This window comes from Azospirillum brasilense, assembly GCF_005222205.1.
Classification (GTDB): domain Bacteria; phylum Pseudomonadota; class Alphaproteobacteria; order Azospirillales; family Azospirillaceae; genus Azospirillum; species Azospirillum brasilense_G.
In genome coordinates, this window is sequence record NZ_CP032350.1 from 68,032 (window position 1) to 83,674 (window position 15,643).

The 15,643-nt window shown below is 68.5% G+C and carries 9 protein-coding genes; 2 read left to right on the plus strand and 7 right to left on the minus strand.

Translation table 11 applies throughout. The annotated features are described in order from the left end of the window. Nucleotides 1–33 precede the first annotated feature (33 nt). Genes D3869_RS32475 through D3869_RS32485 form a run of 3 tightly spaced genes read right to left on the minus strand, consistent with a single transcriptional unit; the run spans nucleotide 34 to nucleotide 5,770 of the window. Entirely contained in the window at nucleotides 34–1,713 is a 1,680-nt protein-coding gene (locus D3869_RS32475) for a glycosyltransferase family 4 protein (protein WP_137143721.1), read from the minus strand. After that, complete coding sequence (locus D3869_RS32480; protein WP_247896144.1) at nucleotides 1,653–4,739, minus strand: glycosyltransferase; 3,087 nt, start codon at nucleotides 4,737–4,739, stop codon at nucleotides 1,653–1,655. The genes D3869_RS32475 and D3869_RS32480 overlap by 61 nt, the downstream gene beginning before the upstream one ends. Before the next feature lie 44 nt (nucleotides 4,740–4,783). Then, entirely contained in the window at nucleotides 4,784–5,770 is a 987-nt protein-coding gene (locus D3869_RS32485) for a GDP-mannose 4,6-dehydratase (protein WP_137143722.1), read from the minus strand. A gap of 323 nt (nucleotides 5,771–6,093) precedes the next feature. Here D3869_RS32485 and pgmG point away from each other — a divergent pair, with 323 nt between their 5' ends. Continuing rightward, nucleotides 6,094–7,500: a phosphoglucomutase/phosphomannomutase PgmG gene (pgmG, locus tag D3869_RS32490; RefSeq protein WP_137143723.1), complete on the plus strand. Its 1,407-nt coding sequence runs from the start codon at nucleotides 6,094–6,096 to the stop codon at nucleotides 7,498–7,500. A gap of 72 nt (nucleotides 7,501–7,572) precedes the next feature. Next, nucleotides 7,573–8,262: a hypothetical protein gene (locus D3869_RS32495; protein ID WP_137143724.1), complete on the plus strand. Its 690-nt coding sequence runs from the start codon at nucleotides 7,573–7,575 to the stop codon at nucleotides 8,260–8,262. 12 nt (nucleotides 8,263–8,274) lie between these two features. Here the strand turns inward: D3869_RS32495 and D3869_RS32500 are convergent, their stop codons facing one another. From D3869_RS32500 to D3869_RS32515, 4 genes are read right to left on the minus strand one after another with little or no spacing between them, the layout of a single operon-like run. Continuing rightward, nucleotides 8,275–12,048, minus strand: a complete 3,774-nt coding sequence (locus D3869_RS32500; RefSeq protein ID WP_137143725.1) for a glycosyltransferase — start codon at nucleotides 12,046–12,048, stop codon at nucleotides 8,275–8,277. Beyond that, nucleotides 12,041–13,423 carry an FkbM family methyltransferase gene (locus D3869_RS32505; protein WP_137143726.1) on the minus strand — a complete coding sequence of 461 codons (1,383 nt, stop codon included), beginning with the start codon at nucleotides 13,421–13,423 and terminating at the stop codon, nucleotides 12,041–12,043. The genes D3869_RS32500 and D3869_RS32505 overlap by 8 nt, the downstream gene beginning before the upstream one ends. Then, complete coding sequence (locus D3869_RS32510; protein ID WP_137143727.1) at nucleotides 13,420–14,643, minus strand: ABC transporter ATP-binding protein; 1,224 nt, start codon at nucleotides 14,641–14,643, stop codon at nucleotides 13,420–13,422. Before D3869_RS32510 ends, D3869_RS32505 begins: the two co-directional genes overlap by 4 nt. After that, complete coding sequence (locus tag D3869_RS32515) at nucleotides 14,640–15,434, minus strand: ABC transporter permease (RefSeq protein ID WP_175426714.1); 795 nt, start codon at nucleotides 15,432–15,434, stop codon at nucleotides 14,640–14,642. Before D3869_RS32515 ends, D3869_RS32510 begins: the two co-directional genes overlap by 4 nt. Nucleotides 15,435–15,643: the final 209 nt, after the last annotated feature.

The window sequence follows — 15,643 nt, forward strand, 5'->3', positions numbered from 1 at the left end:
CGGGCGAAAGGCTTTCCCGCCCCGCCGGCCCGTTCACGCCTCCCGTGCCCCGAGCGGCTCGACCGGACGCACGATGTCGTACTTCATCAGATGGACGAGGCTGCGCACCAGCAGGATCTGGCGCTCCGTCGGAACCAGACCCGCCAGGTCCGCCACCCGGCATCCCGGCGGGTCCAGCGCATCGATCGCCAGGGCGATGTCGGCGGTCGGGGAGAGCAGCAGGCTGCGCGCCGGCGAATTCATCGGGTCGCCAAGGAGCGTCGCCAGGGCCTCCATCGCCGCGGCCCGCGTGACGCCCGGGGCGCGGACCAGCCGCATCCCCGGCTCCAGCGTGCGCGAGGGATAGGCCTGGAACATGCGCAGCGGGTCGGGGCGCAGCGGGTTGCCGTCGCCGTCGCGGCGCGGCGCGCGTTCCTGGGCATGGCGGCGGATGTCGGCGAGCTGGCGCCAGACGTCCAGATATTGCGGGATAATCGCCTTCCAGTCGAAGACGGCGGCGGCGCGGGCGCGTCCCGCCTCTCCCATGCGGCGGCGCAGGCCGGGGTCGACGGCCAGCAGTGCGTAGGCTTGGGCCGCGGCCTCCACGTCCACCGCGGTGATCTGCGAGGCGCGGGCGATGAAATGGTCGTAGCTGTCCAGGCCGGCGTCGTAGCGGTCGGCCAGGTCGGGCGCGAAGCCCGGTGGCGGCAGGACGGTCGGCACACGGAAGCCGTCCACGCCGTGGCGCACCGTCTCGCGGTAGCCGTTCCAGTCGGTGACGACGCAGGGCAGCCCGGCGGCCATCGCCTCCACCGGGGTGATTCCGAAGGTTTCCTGAACATTGTCCACCAGCGACGTGAACAGGTCGGCGACCGCCCAGATCCGGGTCCGCACATCCGGCTTGCGGCCGTCCAGGAAGATGGCGTTGACGCTGGGGCAATAGCGCCGGGCTCCCTCGATAAAGGCGGCGGCGATGGAGTCGTTGCCGAACCAGCCGGCCTGGATCAGGTGCAGCCGCTTGCCGGTCCGCTGGGCGGCCCGTTCCAGGGCCTGATACATCGGGATGGGGTGCGCCTTGGCGTGGAAGCTGAGACGCCCCACGAACAGAACCGCCACATCCTCCTCGCCGATGCCGAGCGCCGCGCGCTCCGCCGCGCGGACGGACGGATCGAAGCGGAAGGCGTCCGTGTCGACGCCGAGCGGGATCACCGGCAGGTTCGGCATCGGCACCTCGGCGGCCCCCAGCCGGTCGCGCAGATACTCCGCATAAGGCTGAAGGACCGCCTCGACCGAGGAGCGGGCCGCCCAGGAGGTGCAGATCACCGCGTCCCACGGCTGGATCGGCGCGGTGGCCAGGGCGCCCAGGGTCTGCGGGGACTCCGACGTGGTGTGGGTGATGCCGCACAGGCTGTAGGCCCGCTGGTCTCGGGACCGGCGGCGCCAGGCGAACTGGTCGATGCCCGGTCCCGGCAGGAACAGGCATCCCACGTTGGCGAGGCGCGACGGTTCCCCGGTCAAATACAGCTCCACCTTGCGGCCCGGCGCGTGTCTGTCCGCAAGGTCCATGAACAGCCGCGCCAGTGGCGGGCCATCGACGTGGCAGGCGAAACGGTCCAGCCCGGAATGCCGGAAGAAGCCGATCAGAAAGGATTCCCCCGCGACATGGCGCCCCTTCAGGTCGGTCCGCGCGGTCTCGTAACCTTCGGGATGGAAATAGATGGCGGCGTTGGACACGGGCGGCGGGCTTTCCGGAAAATGGCAAAAGCGATGGTCGATGAACCGGGAGAGTAGCGGGGCCTCGCCAACCGGGCAACGCGCCGCTTAGCAGCCCCCCCACCCGGAGCGGGGAAGCGGGCGCGCAGGCCGGACAGCGCTCCCGTGCCGAGGGCGGCGTCCCATTTGCGGCGGAACAGGGCCTCCTCCTCCAGCCCGCCGCCGGGCGTGTTCGCGGGAGCCCCCAGCGCCGCGGGCCCGGCGTGGCGAAGGATGGCGAAGGGCGTGCAGACGTTGCGGTAGCCGTGGATCAGGGCCGACAGGCAAAGGTCGGACACGGCGCGGCCCGGCGAGAACCGGGCATCGAAGCCTCCCAGCTCCTTCAGCACGGTCCGGCGCACCGCCAGGACGGCGCCGGGCACCGCCGCGCAGTTGCGCACGCAGTCCGTTTCCCCGCCCAGCGGGGCCACGGCGCCGTCCGCAGCGATGCCGAGACCGGCCCGGACGATCCTTCCGTCGGGCGCGCGCAGCACCGCTCCCGCCACGCCGATGTCGGGCGACCGGGCCAGGTCGACCAGCGCGCTCAGCCAGTCCGGGGCCGCGGGCTCCACCGCCTCGTCCAGAAGGACCAGCAGGTCCGTGCGGGACTGCGCGATGGCCGCGTTCCAGGCCGCCACCGCTCCATTGCCGTCCGAACCGCTCCCGTCGATCGGCAGGACGTGAAGATCCGGATGGCTCGTCCGGTCCAGGAGCGCGGCGGTGCGCCCGCGCAGGATCAGCGTGGCCGGCGGCTGACCCAGGCGCCCGCGGCGGACGCGGAACAGGCCGGGCCGGCCGCCGGGCAGCAGATCGGCATCGGCGCCGTAGCGGGCGGCCGCATGGTCGGCCAGGGCCTTGCGGACGCCGTCCCCGGCGCCTGCGGGGGTCGGATGCCCATCCGGCGACTCTTCCCCCCGACGGTGCAGGGCGATCGGGATGTGATGGACCCGGTCGGTGACCCGCGCGATCCGCAAAGCGAGGTCGTGCTCCGTGGCCGTGCCGAAGCCCTGACGAAAGCCGCCAAGCCCGACAAACAGGCTTTTGCGGACCGGCATCAGACGGCCGACATAGGGAGAGGATTCCAGATGCTCCGGCGACCAGCCGGGCTTGGCGACGGGCTCCCCGCCGGGGCCGGTCCCGTCCGTGTAGAAGGCGTCGGCGTCGGGATGGCGGCCGATCGCCCACGCGACCTCCATCAGCGCCTCCGGCTCCAGCGCGTCGGCGGGGCCGAGGAGAGCCACCCAACCGCCGGACGACATCTCCACCGCCGTGTTGGCCGCCCCGGCGAGGCCGGGCACCGGGGCCTGCGGACGCACGCGGATGCGCGCGTCCGTCCCGCGGAATCCGTTGGCGATGGCCCATGTTTCCGGCGTCGTCGTGCCGTCGCCGCACAAGCACAGCTCCCAGAAGGGATAGCTCTGGCCGGACACGGACTGCACGCAGCGCCGCAGAGCCTCGGGCGAGACCGGGCCGACCGGAACGACGAGGCTGAGGGTCGGATGGCTGTCCAGGGCGGCGACCCGGCCCCGCGCCGCCGCGTCGGGAAGCGTGCCGAGCGGGTGCCTCCAGGCCACCCGCCGGGAGGACGCGACCCGCGCCGTGACCGGCGGAACGGGCTGGTCCAGCCCCAGTTCCGCCATGCGGTCGCGCATCCGGCGCCCGATGGCCTTGGGCGACAGGGTGCGGCGGATGTCGGCGGCGGCCCGTCTTCCCTTGGCCGCGGCCTCGCGGCGGTCGCGGCGGACGCGCGCCATCAGATCGGCCATATGGTCGATGTCGGGATCGGCCCACAGCGCGCCGGCGGCGTAGGGGCCGGTGTCCTGACCGACGGGCACGAGCCGGCAGGCCACGGGATAGCCGTTCGTCTCGTTGAGGAAGTCGGTGCTGGCCGCGTAGTCGGTCGCGATCACCGGCTTGCCGAGGTGCATGGCTTCCGCGATGTTGAGGCCGAAGCCCTCCGAGCGGTGCGGCGAAACGAAGCAGTCGCTCACCCTCTTCAGCGAGAGCGTTTCCGCCTCGTCGAGCAGGCCCGGCAACAGGCGGATGTTCGGCGCCCGCGCCTCGTCGCGCAGGCGGCGCAGCCGCTCCGGATCGTGGGCACCGGAATGATGCTTCAGCAGCAGCAGAACGCCGGGGTCCTCGCCGAAAGCCTGCTTGAAGGCCCGGATCAGGGCGAAGGGATTCTTGCGCTCCATGTAGCTGGACACGTCGAAGACGTAGAGGAAGGTGAACACCTCGTCCGGAATGCCGAAGTGCGCCCGTCCGTGCACCGCGCGCCGGATGTCCGGCGCCACCGCATAGGGCATGACAGTCACCGGAACCGGCGACAGCGCCGCGAAGGCGTCGCGGCAGAAGGTGCTGGGTGCCCACACCTCGTCCACCGCCCCGAAGCCGCCCATCCACTCGCTGCGGAAATTGGCCAGCTCCCACACCCACAGGCCGACCGTGTAGGCGTCGTCGAGCAGCGCCCGGTCGTGCCCGCGGAAGAAATAGGGCAGCATGTCCGCGTTCTGCGCCAGCAGCGTCAGCCGGTAGGGCGAGCGTGACCAGCGCCGGTTCCCGCGCAGCATCCGGGCATAGTCGTCCTGGGCCGCCCGCCCATAGACCGAGATGTCCACGTCCTGCGTCCAGACCGGCAGGCCGGAGGCCCGCGCCGCCGCGGCATAGGCGCGCGCCGCCGTCCCCAGCCCGGTTGGGGCGGACAGCGGTCCGAAGAGGGAGATCCCGCAGGGCTTGGCGGCGAAGGCCGCGGGCGCGCAACGACGCCCGGCGTAGGGGGTGAGGCCCGGAGCCGCCCGCCCCTCCCGCCAGCCATAGGCCGCGTAGTGATGAAAGCCGGATGGAAGCTGTCCGGTCTCCACGGCGGCCCGCACGTCCGGGTTCAGGGCGAGATAGCCGTGTTCGTCGAACCCTTCGGCCTGGACGGGCGAAAGCCCGTCCTCCGGATCATCCTGGCTGGCGAGACGCAGCAGCCGATCAATGGCGGGAAACCGGTCCGGACAATCCACGGTGCGGCGCCTTTTTCCGGTTCGGCGTTGCCGGCCTCATCCGTTCAGGTCAACGGCGGAACGCCGGGATGACCACCCTCCAGTTCGACCTGGATCAGACGGGTGACCAGTTCCGGCATCGCGATCCGGGTGCTCCAGCCCAGCCGCTCGCGGGCCTTGGCCGGGTTGCCGCGGCTGCACGCCACGTCGGTCGGACGGCAATGGGCCTCGGTCTGCACCACATGGTCGCGCCAATCCAGGTCGAAATGCGCGAAGGCCAGCCGGACGAACTCCTCCAGAGTCGTCGTGACTCCGGTCGCCAGGATGTAGTCGTCCGCCGCGTCCTGCTGCAGCATGCGCCACATCGCGTCGACATATTCCGGCGCCCAGCCCCAGTCGCGCGCCACCGACAGGTTGCCCAGCTCCAGCCGCTCCGCCTCGCCGCGGGCCACCGCGACGGCGCCCCGGATGATCTTGCGCGTCACGAAGCGCTCGGGCCGCAGGGGCGATTCATGGCTGTACAGGATGCCCGACCCCGCGTGCAGCCCATAGGCCTGCCGGTAGGTGGCGATCAGCCCGTGGGCCGCCGCCTTGGCCACCGCGTAGGGGCTGCTCGGGCGCAGCGGCGCGTCCTCCGTCGCCGGGACCGCGCTGGTGTCGCCGAACATCTCCGACGAGGAGGCGTGGAACAGCCGCGCCGAGGGCGCCTGTCGGCGGATCGCCTCCAGGATGTTCAGCGTCGAGGTCAGGATGCTGCCGAACGCCGCCGCCGGCTGCGCGAAGGACAGCCCCACCGACGACTGTGCGGCCAGATGATAGATTTCCCTGGGCGAGACCGCCCCGATCACCCGCTCCACCGCCACCGCGTCCTGGGGCGCCACGGCGTGGATCGTCACCCGCTCCCGGATTCCAAGGGCGTCCAGCGTGGAATAGGAGGCACCCGCGAGGTCCCGCGTCGTGCCGTGCACGGCGTAACCCCGCTCCAGAAGAAAGCGCGCAAGATAGCTGCCGTCCTGCCCGCACACCCCGAAAATCAGCGCCGTCCGCGTCATCGCGCGATCCCCGGCGCCCTGACGGTCACAACGCGGACGGTCACAACGCGGACGGTCACAACAACCCTGCTCAATGCTCTCTCCCGTCCCCGCCGCCAGCCCCCATCAGCCGACCGGCAGGACCAACCGGCAAACATCGCGCCGCCGCGCTCTACGCCTTGGGGCTTCAAAGGTGGTGAAACCTACAGCCTCACCCGCGAATCCGTCAACAGATACGGGGCGTCACGGCCACCCCGGCGGCGCCGACGCCTTCCTTGCCCGGAGCGTGCAGATGTGGCATGTCGGGACACGTCCGGCTTGAAGCCTTCGGAGAGAGCAACCGCATGTCCCTGGCCCACACCTTCCATCCGACTCTGCTGCGCGAGTACGACATCCGCGGCATCGTCGGCACGACGCTCACGACCGAGGACGCGCGCGCGGTGGGCCGCGCCTTCGGGACGATGATCGTGCGCAAGGGCGGCACGACCGCCTGCATCGGCTACGACGGGCGCCACAGCTCGCCGGCGCTGGAGGAGGCGCTGGTCGACGGGCTGGTCTCCACCGGCCTGCGGGTGACGCGCATCGGGCTCGGCCCCACCCCCATGCTCTACTTCGCCACCCGCGACCGCGCGGCCGACGGCGGCATCATGATCACCGGCTCGCACAACCCGCCGGAGTACAACGGCATCAAGATGATGCTCGGCAAGGGGCCGGTCTACGGCGCGATGATCCAGGAGCTCGGCGCCATCGCCGCCGCCGGCGACTACGCCACCGGCCCCGGCAGCGCCGAGCGCGTCGACGTCCAGGACGCCTACGTCGCCCGCCTGCTCAAAGATTACGACGGCGTGCGCGACCTCAAGATCGCCTGGGACGCCGGCAACGGCGCCACCGGCGAGATCCTGCGCCGCCTGACCGCCAAGCTGCCCGGCGAGCACATCCTGCTGTTCGACGCCATCGACGGCGACTTCCCCAACCACCACCCCGACCCCACCGTCGAGAAGAACCTCGTCGACCTCAAGAAGGCGGTCGCCGAGCACGGCTGCGACATCGGCATCGGCTTCGACGGCGACGGCGACCGCATCGGCGCCATCGACCATCTCGGCCGCGTCGTGTGGGGCGACCAGCTGGTGGCGATCTACGCCGCCGACGTGCTGAAGAGCCACCCCGGCGCCACCATCATCGCCGACGTCAAGGCCAGCCAGACGCTGTTCGACGAGATCGCCCGCCTCGGCGGCCAGCCGCTGATGTGGAAGACCGGCCACTCCCTGCTCAAGGCCAAGATGGCCGAGACCGGCTCGCCGCTGGCCGGCGAGATGTCCGGGCACATCTTCTTCGCCGACAAATGGTACGGCTTCGACGACGCGCTCTACTGCGCGGTGCGCCTGATCGGCCAGGTCAGCCGCTCCGGCGGCCCGCTGGCGGCGCTGCGCGACCGCCTGCCCGAGGTGATCAACACCCCGGAGACCCGCTTCCAGGCCGACGAGGAGCGCAAGTTCCAGGTCGTCCGCGAGGTCAAGGAGCGCCTCAAGGCCGAGGGCGCCCAGGTCAACGACATCGACGGCGTGCGCGTCCAGACCCCCGACGGCTGGTGGCTGCTGCGCGCCTCCAACACCCAGGACGTCCTGGTCGCTCGCGCGGAGTCCTCCACCCAGGAGGGCCTGGAGCGCCTCAAGAGCATGGTCGTCGCCCAGCTCGAAGCCTCCGGGCTCGAGGCCCCCTCCTTCGAAAACGGCGGCAACGCCGCCCACTGATACGGACGGACCATGGTGGCCCCGGCCATCATGGTCCATCCGTGAGGCGGGCCTTGAGTCCGGATGGCGCCCATGACGGCCGACGGTAGCGCCGGTTTGCTTGAAGACCTGCTGCGCGCACTTGCGGAACGCGACGGCGCCGCCCGCCGCCTGGCGGCGATCGACGACCGCATCCGGGAGCTGTCGGCCCGCCTCCTCGGGCGCGAGGCCCCTCTCCCCCTTCCCCCGCCGTCCCCGACCCCGCCCGAGACCGGCGGCCTGCCCGCCCCCGGCGCGCGCAGGACTGACGATCCGCCACCGCCGCCAACCGGTCCCGGTGGTGAGGACGATCCCCACGCCCAGCGGCGCGAGCAGGCGGACACCATCCAGGAACTGGAAGCGCGGAACGAGGAGTTGGCCCAGGCCCTTGGCCGGCATCTGGTCACGCTGGCCCAGGCCGAGGACAACGTCGGCCGCCTGTTCCAGAGGATCGACGCGTTGGAGCGGGAGGCGGCCGAGACGTCCCGGCGGCTGGCCGAACTGGGCGCCGGGGTGGAGAATCGCGACCGGCAGATCGCCCGGCTGGTTCTGGACGCGGTGGCCCGGGGCGTGGCCCTGCGCCCGGACGGCTTCGACGAGGAGGCCTATCTGGCGCACAACCCCGACATCCGCGCCGCGCTCCAGGGCGCTCCGGCGGGCCGCGCCCTGGAGCATTGGCTCCGCTGGGGCGTCCAGGAAAGCCGGCGGACGCAGTTCCGCCGGCTTCCCATCAACGGCCAGTGACCCCCCTCGCCCTTACTTGACCCAGTACCAGGCGTTCTTGACCAGGATGTCGATCAGGGAGTCGGCGCTTTCCTTCCAGGTCAGGCGGGTCATGCCGGCGCTTCCCGGCACGGTCCCCGCGGCGAAGCGGTCCCGCCAGGCCGCGATCTCCTGCGCCAGGCGATCGGGATCGGTGATCTCCACATAGGTCGCGTGGTCGCCCGCGATCTCATGGAAGACCGGCAGGTCGGAGCAGACGATCGGCGTGCCGTAATGCGCCGCCTCGACCAGCGGCAACCCGAAGCCCTCCCCCTTGCTGAGGAACAGCAGGGCGGCCGCGTTGCGGTAGAGATGGGCGATCTCCGTGTCGTCGGCGCCTTCGAACAGGAACAGCTTCCGGTTCAGCATCTTGTGGCGGCGCATGCGACTCATCAGGTCGTCCACCATCCAGCCCGCCCGGCCGGCGATGACCAGCGACAGGTCCGATCCCTGCGCCCACAGCCGCTCGAAGGCGTCCAGGGCGAGCGCGTGCGACTTGCGCGGTTCGATCGTCCCGACCATCAGCGCGTAGGGCGTCATCGCCCCGTTTCGCGCCGCGCTGTTCGCCGGAGCGTCGGCCTGGGCCGGGAAGGTCGAGCCCAGATGCCAGTAGCCGACCTTCAGCCCCTCGCGCCCCAGACCATGCTTGGCCATGTAGGCGATCAGGTCGTCGGCGACGGCCTTGGAGATGCAAACGAGCCCGTCGCTCTGCTTGATGGCGGAGCGGACCCACCCCTCGAACCACTCCTTGCCGCCGTCGACGATGTTGCCGGGCGGCAAGGTGATCGGCAGCAGGTCGTACACGGCGGTGACGACGGGCACCCGCGCCTGCCGCGCCCGCTCGAAGATCGGCTCGAACGCCTCGTACTGCGCCCAGGAGGAGTCGAGCATCAAGAGCTGGTCGCCCGGCCGGAACACCACCGGCTCCAGCCGGCCCTCCTCCGCCTCGCACGGGAGCAGCACGCCCTGCCGGGCCAGCCATTCCCGCGCCAGAACGAGCTGGTCCCCCACACGCTCCACCGCGACCGCTTCGAAATCGGCGCGCTCCGTGCAGTAGGTCGCCCGGATGGTCTCACGGATCACCCGTGGAATCCCGGTGCCGTGGTCATCCTTGACGATGTGGCTGATATCGATGAGGACGCGCGGCTTGGTGAAGACCGGCATGACCCGGCGGTCCAGGAATTCCGCGGCACGCATCGCAGCTCCCGTCTGGTCGGGGCAGGCCGCCAGATGCGGTGCCAGCAGCCGAACGTAGCGCGACGACCGCGTGGCGGCGTCGCGCTCGATGAACTCGTGGATGGTGGCGGCATACTGCGCGGCGCTCAGGTTCGGGTCATGCTGGGCGCGCACATACTCATGACCGCGCCGGGCGAAGCCGGCACGCCGCTCCGGGTCCTGGACCAGTTCCCGCAGGGTGCTGGCGATTTCCTCGGGCGCCGGGTCCGCAGACAGCTTTATGACGATGTCGTCGTCATAGTCCCTAAAGCTCGACTCCGCGTTGAGGACCATCGGCAGCCCATAGGCCAGCCCGTCCAGAACGCCCTTCGAAGTGCTTCCCCGGCAGTTCGTGCGCAGCTGGACGGCAATGTCGGTGGCCCACAGATAGCGCTCATAGTCGGCATCCGACAGGAAGCCCGTGACCTGGACCCGCCGCCCCAGCTCCGCTTTGGCGATGCGGTCCCGCAACGCAACGCCGAAGTCGTCGCGCGAAAGCTCGCCCACGAACACCAGATGGCAGCGCGCGTCGTCGCGAAGGCTGGGAGACAGAAAGGCCTCCAGCAGGCGATCGCCGCACTTCGTCCAGGCGACATGACCGAAGGTGGCGATGATCACGTCGTCCGGCCCGAAGCCCAGGTCGGCACGAGCCTTCTGCCGGTCCACCGCCGTCCCGGAACGGGGCAGCGCGACCATCTGCGGGCTGATCCGGTACGGGGCCCGCCAGCCCTCCGGATGGAAACGGCGCACCGTGCTCAAGCTGAAAGGCGAATGGGCGATGACGCCGATGGCGTGATCAAGCACCCGCTTGCTGCCGGGCAGCCCGATCATGGCGGCTTCAATGGCGTTCGTGCGAGCCTGCACCGGAGCCAGATAGTGCCGCGCCTGCCCCGCGTGGGAGTACAGCATCTCCCGGGCAAAGCGGTCCTTTTCCTGGCGGTTGAATTCCATGTACCCCATCAGCCCGCTCAGAAAGGCATCGTGCAGCCCCACGACTCCGGGAATGCGTTCGAGCAAGGGCAGCATGTGGGCGTGGAAATCGGAATTCCCGAACTCGTAATGGACAACGTCATAGGAGGACGCGTTGGCCGGGAGATCACGGGCGTCGTAGATCCGGAACGCCGAATTGATCGCCGTATCCGTCACCGTGTAACCATCGACGTACAGATCGATGTCGAAGTAGCGGGCAAGGTAGGGAAGGAAATAGGCGTTGTAATCCGCGATCCCCGAACGGCAGGGCGGCAACGGCGTCAGCATCGCCATCCGCCGGCGCGGCAGCCAACCCTGCTGCGCGGCGGCTATGCCGTTCTCCCGCTTGCGACGCAGCGCCTCGTCAAAGGCGTCGAGCGCCAGACGGGTGGTGTTCTCCCAGGTGTAATCCTTGGCCCGCGCGAGGCCGGTCTTGCGCAGATCCTCGGCGAAGCCGGGCTCCTTGACGACCCTGAGCAGGCTGTCGGTGATCGCCGTGGTGGACGAGGCGTCGAACAGGGCGTCCTGACGGACAATCAATTCACGAATGCTCGAATTGTCGCCGCCGATCACCGGAGCGCCGCAGGCCATCGCCTCCAGAACCGGAAGGCCCAACCCTTCGTACAGTGAAGGGAAGAAAAAGGCCGTGCAGGTCGAATAGAGGGCGACCAGATCATCTTCCGGAACGAAACCCAGGAACAGGATGTCGTCGCCCAGCAAGCCCGCCTTCCGGGCCATGTCGACGAGGGTTGCCTTGCGCTTCGCTTCGATCGAACAGACAATTGCCAACTGCAGCGTCTGCCGCACCTCGGAGGGCAGATTTGCGAAAGCGAGGATGGCGCCCTGCAGGTTCTTGCGGTGATCGTCGCCGCCCGTGTACAGCACGAAGCCGTCTCGGTTGATCCCGTAACGCGCGCGCAACCCTCGCCGCGCCTCCCCCTGGTCGGCGACGGGTTTGAAATGCTTGGAGATGCCGCCGTGAATGGACACGACCCGCGATGGGTCGATGCCCAGAAGATCGATGGCGTCGCGGCGGCTGGCCTCGGAAATGGCCAACAGGAGGTCCGCTTGGCGAAGCCACTTCAAACGATTCCTGTACCAGCGCTCGAGCCCGAGATTCTGAAAATAGTGCTCTGGAAAGCGCAGCGGGATGAGGTCGTAGAGCGTCGCGGACATGACCTGTCCGGCTGGGCGCGCCGAAATGGACGGCAGCGGAACACGCTCCCCCAGCCCTTCGAAGACATGGGAAACATGCACGACATCGGGCCGCGCGACGTTCAGGGTTGCCCCATGCAGAAGAGCGTCCAGGGAATCCGTCTCCCCGCCCTGAAAGTCCCGCCCTCCCATCCAGTCGGGCAGAGAGCCGGTCTGCACGAGGCGCGACTGCGGAACGGCGTCCGTGTCCATCTTGTGTGGATGGTGGGACGCCACGCAGCCGAACAGTTCGCGGTCCCCGCGCAGCTCCGCCATCGTCTCGAACAGGGCCTTCGAATAGCGCCCCACTCCCCGGTGTGCCGAACCCGCGGTCTGGCAGGCCTGAAGATCCACCAGGATGCGCGTGGTGCGCCGCTCAACCTCACCCATCGATGCGTCTCCCCAACTCCCAACCCCGCATGGCGTGGGTCAGCAAAGTCAGCGTGTTTGCGTTGTCAGGCGCCGTGACCGCCAGTTCGGAACGGGACGGGGAAACCGCCGCCACGCCATCCGTCGCCAGCTCGGTCGGAATCGGCCGGTTCGCCCGTGCATAGATGCGTCGGACCAGGCTGCTCTTGACCATGACGCGGAACAGGCCCGGCATCCACCACCGCACGACCGCCGCGGCCCGGCGCGCCAGGGCGCCCAGGGTCCGGATCAGCCCCCTGCGTATCCGGGCGCGTCCTCCCGACAGGATGCGGCGAAGGAAACGAAGCGGTTTGGTCAAGCGCCAGGAAAGGCTGGAACGGAGCGCGTTCATGTTGTCGGTCAGCTCGGTGGCAAGCGTCCACCAATGCCGGCTTTCGCTGCTCACCCTGGCCAACTCGGCTTCCAGAACGGTCACCCGTTCCTGGGCCTGTTCAAGCTGGGGCACATAGGGCTCCAGCTCCTCCGCGCGCCTGCGGAAGCGATCCAGTTCGGCTTCGATGCGCGTGCCGTGCTCGCCGCGCTCCTCGGCAAGCCTGCGGAAATGGTCCAGCTCGCCCGCAAGCCGGGCGCTCTGCTCGCCGCGGTCCTCCGCGAGTTTGCGGAAATGATCCAGCTCGGCCGCGACCCGGGCACAGTGGTCGCGGGCGATCACCAGCTCATGGGGAACGAAACGGTCGAAGACGTTCGGCGGCTTGCGGAACGCTTCGCCCAGCTCGGCGTGTTCACGCGCCACATAGAACTGGTTCAGCCCGTCGAAATAGACTTGGTCGTATCCCCGGTCGGTCAGCAGCGAAGACCACAGATGGTGGTTCTCCTCCTCCGACATGGGGGCGGTCGCCTCGACCACGATGATCCAGGGACGGAAGGTTTCGAGCGCGATGCTGGCCAGAACCTGCGGCTCGGCCCCCTCGACGTCCACCTTCAGGAAGTGGATGTCGCCGACCCCATAGTCCCGGCAGATCGATTCCAGCGTCAGCGCCGGCACGAAACATTCGCGCGTCTCGAAGCCGCTTTCGCGGTGCCGGTCGGCGACGCCGCTGCTGGCGGTCGACAGCCCCGACCCCAGAACCTCGAAAAGCTTCAGGATGCCCGGCTGGTCGCTCACCGCGACCTTCAGGTTGATGTCTTCGGGCCGATCCGCGCACAGACGCTCGTACCACGAATCGATGGGCTCGATGTTGATCCCGCGCCAACCCCGGTCGTAGAACGCCTTGGTCATCGAGTACTCGATGGGGTCGTTCGCGCCGACATCGATGTAGAAGCCTTTCTCGACGCCCTTGAGGGCGCGGAAAAGCATCACGTCTTCATAATTCTGTGCGTACGAGACGAAGGTCATAGCCGGCGTATCCCGATCTCGGGTTCCATCCAATTGCACCCAGCGAAATGGCGGCGGTTCAGATTCGACACGTTGAATATGAGCGCAAGGTCCTTCCACTCATAATTGTTCACCAGATGCGTGTCCGTGCTGACCAGCGCCGTCGAGACGGAATAGCTCCCGACCCCGAAGTTGAGAGGAAAGGTGAAGGAATACTCGGCGCACTCACCGGGGGTCATGTCGGCCAACGGCATGTCCTGCAGGTGGGTGTTGGTTCCGAACATGACCTGGCCCAGCCGGTCCTTGATCATGTAGCCCAGGACCAGACGCGGGATCGGCGCGTGGATGCGGACGCGGACCCGCAAGGTCACGGTGGCTCCGACATTCACGATGTCGACCGGATTGCCCTCGGCATCGAGGAGGGCGATGTCTTCGACCGTCGCCTCGCCGGTGCCCGAAACGGTCCTCACCCGGCCATCCTCCGCGGCCTGCTGGGTGACGGTGCCGGATTCGCGTTCCGCGATCAGGGCGTTGTAGAGGTCGCTGATTTCCTCCGGCGTTCCGTCGCGCAGCATCCGGCCCTTCTCCAGAAGGATGGCGCGGTCGCAGATCGAGCGGACCGCCTCCTTGTCGTGGGAGACCAGAAGCAGGCTCGTGCCCTGCTTCTGGAAGGCCCGTATCCGGTCGAAGCTCTTGTGCTGGAAATAGGCGTCGCCCACCGACAGGGCTTCGTCGACGATCAGGAGGTCGGGCCGCACGGCCGTCGCCACCGCGAAGGCCACGCGCATCTGCATGCCGCTGGAGTAGGTGCGGGTCGGCTGGTCGAAATAGTCGCCGATCTCCGCGAAATCCTCGATCTCGCCGATCATCCCATCAATGTCGCCGTGGCTGAAACCGACCAGGCCGGCGGCGTGGTAGACGTTCTGCCGGCCGGTCAGGTCCGGGTTGAAGCCCATGCCCAGTTCGAGGATCGCGGCGACCCGGCCCTGCGAATGGATGCCCCCTTCGGTGGGCCGGATCGTCCCGGTGATCAGCTTCAGCAGGGTGCTTTTGCCGGCCCCGTTCTGGCCGATGATCCCGACCGCCTCGCCCCGCCCGACCGAGAAGGACACGCCGCGCAGCGCCCAGTGTTCGGCGCGCGGCCTGACCGGCACCGAGAACCACGACAGGATGCGGCGCAGTTCGCTGCCGTACTGCCGGTACGCCTTGCCGAGGTTGTGGACGTGGAGTTCCCCGCTCATAGGACGTCCACCATCTCGGCACTGGCCTTCCGGAACATGAAGAGCGAGAGCCCCAGAAGGGCGAACGCGATCACGGCGACGACGCCGAGCTGCTGCCAATCGGGGCTGCGGTTGTACAGCAGGACATCATGATACGCGGTGATGATGTGGAACAGGGGGTTGAAGGGAAGCCACGCCCTGAACTCCGACGGTATGATGTTCGCCATGTAAACGATCGGCGTGAACCAGAAGAAGAGCTGCAGGAACACCGGAACGACCTGACCGATGTCGCGCAGAAACACGTTCAGGACCCCGCAGATCAACCCGATGCCGAGCGCCAGGGCAATGTTCACGGCGATGAGCAGAGGCATCCAGAGCAGTGCCGCTCCGGGGAGATTGCCCAGAACGCCGAAGATCACGACGATGGCCAGGAACAGCAGGATGTTGTTGAACAGCGCGCTGCCGGCCACGATCAGGGGCAGCGTGATCTTTGGAAAGGCCAGTTTCTTGAGCAGGTTGCCATTGTCGATGAACAGCGTCAGGCAGCGGGTCACGACTTCCGTGAAAAGCGACCATGCCAGTATGCCGGACATCAGATAGATCGGGTAAGCGTACTGGCTGTCGATTCCGGGGATTTTGGAAGCAAGAACGGCCGAAAGAACGAAGGCAAAGATCGCAACCTGAACCAACGGGTTCAATATCATCCAGGCGCCACCAAGACGGCTGCGAATAAACTTGGTGGAAAAGTCAGTTTTTATTGAGGAGAAAATAAAATAACGATATTGCCACGCACCCAGCAACATGGCGCTCATATGGTATTCCTCTTGAGACCTTTAAATTCCGGGGCGGCACATTGCCTGAAAATCCAGCCGCCAGGGAAACGACGTTTCGGCGAAGGCATACCAGGGAAGGCCGTGGATAGTCAAGTTGGCGGGGCGCGGCGCCCGTCGCCGGCCATGCCGGCCAAGCTCCCAGTGCCCCGGCCTGGAAGGGCGTGAAGCAGGGCGTGGCGCAATACGGA

Excerpts from the sequence above, each read along its gene's own strand:
- D3869_RS32485 (WP_137143722.1), bottom strand. The coding sequence starts at position 5,770 with ATGACGCGGACGGCGCTGATTTTCGGGGTGTGCGGGCAGGACGGCAGC.
- pgmG (WP_137143723.1), top strand. The coding sequence starts at position 6,094 with ATGTCCCTGGCCCACACCTTCCATCCGACTCTGCTGCGCGAGTACGAC.
- D3869_RS32495 (WP_137143724.1), top strand. The coding sequence starts at position 7,573 with ATGACGGCCGACGGTAGCGCCGGTTTGCTTGAAGACCTGCTGCGCGCA.
- D3869_RS32500 (WP_137143725.1), bottom strand. The coding sequence starts at position 12,048 with ATGGGTGAGGTTGAGCGGCGCACCACGCGCATCCTGGTGGATCTTCAG.
- D3869_RS32505 (WP_137143726.1), bottom strand. The coding sequence starts at position 13,423 with ATGACCTTCGTCTCGTACGCACAGAATTATGAAGACGTGATGCTTTTC.
- D3869_RS32510 (WP_137143727.1), bottom strand. The coding sequence starts at position 14,643 with ATGAGCGGGGAACTCCACGTCCACAACCTCGGCAAGGCGTACCGGCAG.
- D3869_RS32515 (WP_175426714.1), bottom strand. The coding sequence starts at position 15,434 with ATGAGCGCCATGTTGCTGGGTGCGTGGCAATATCGTTATTTTATTTTC.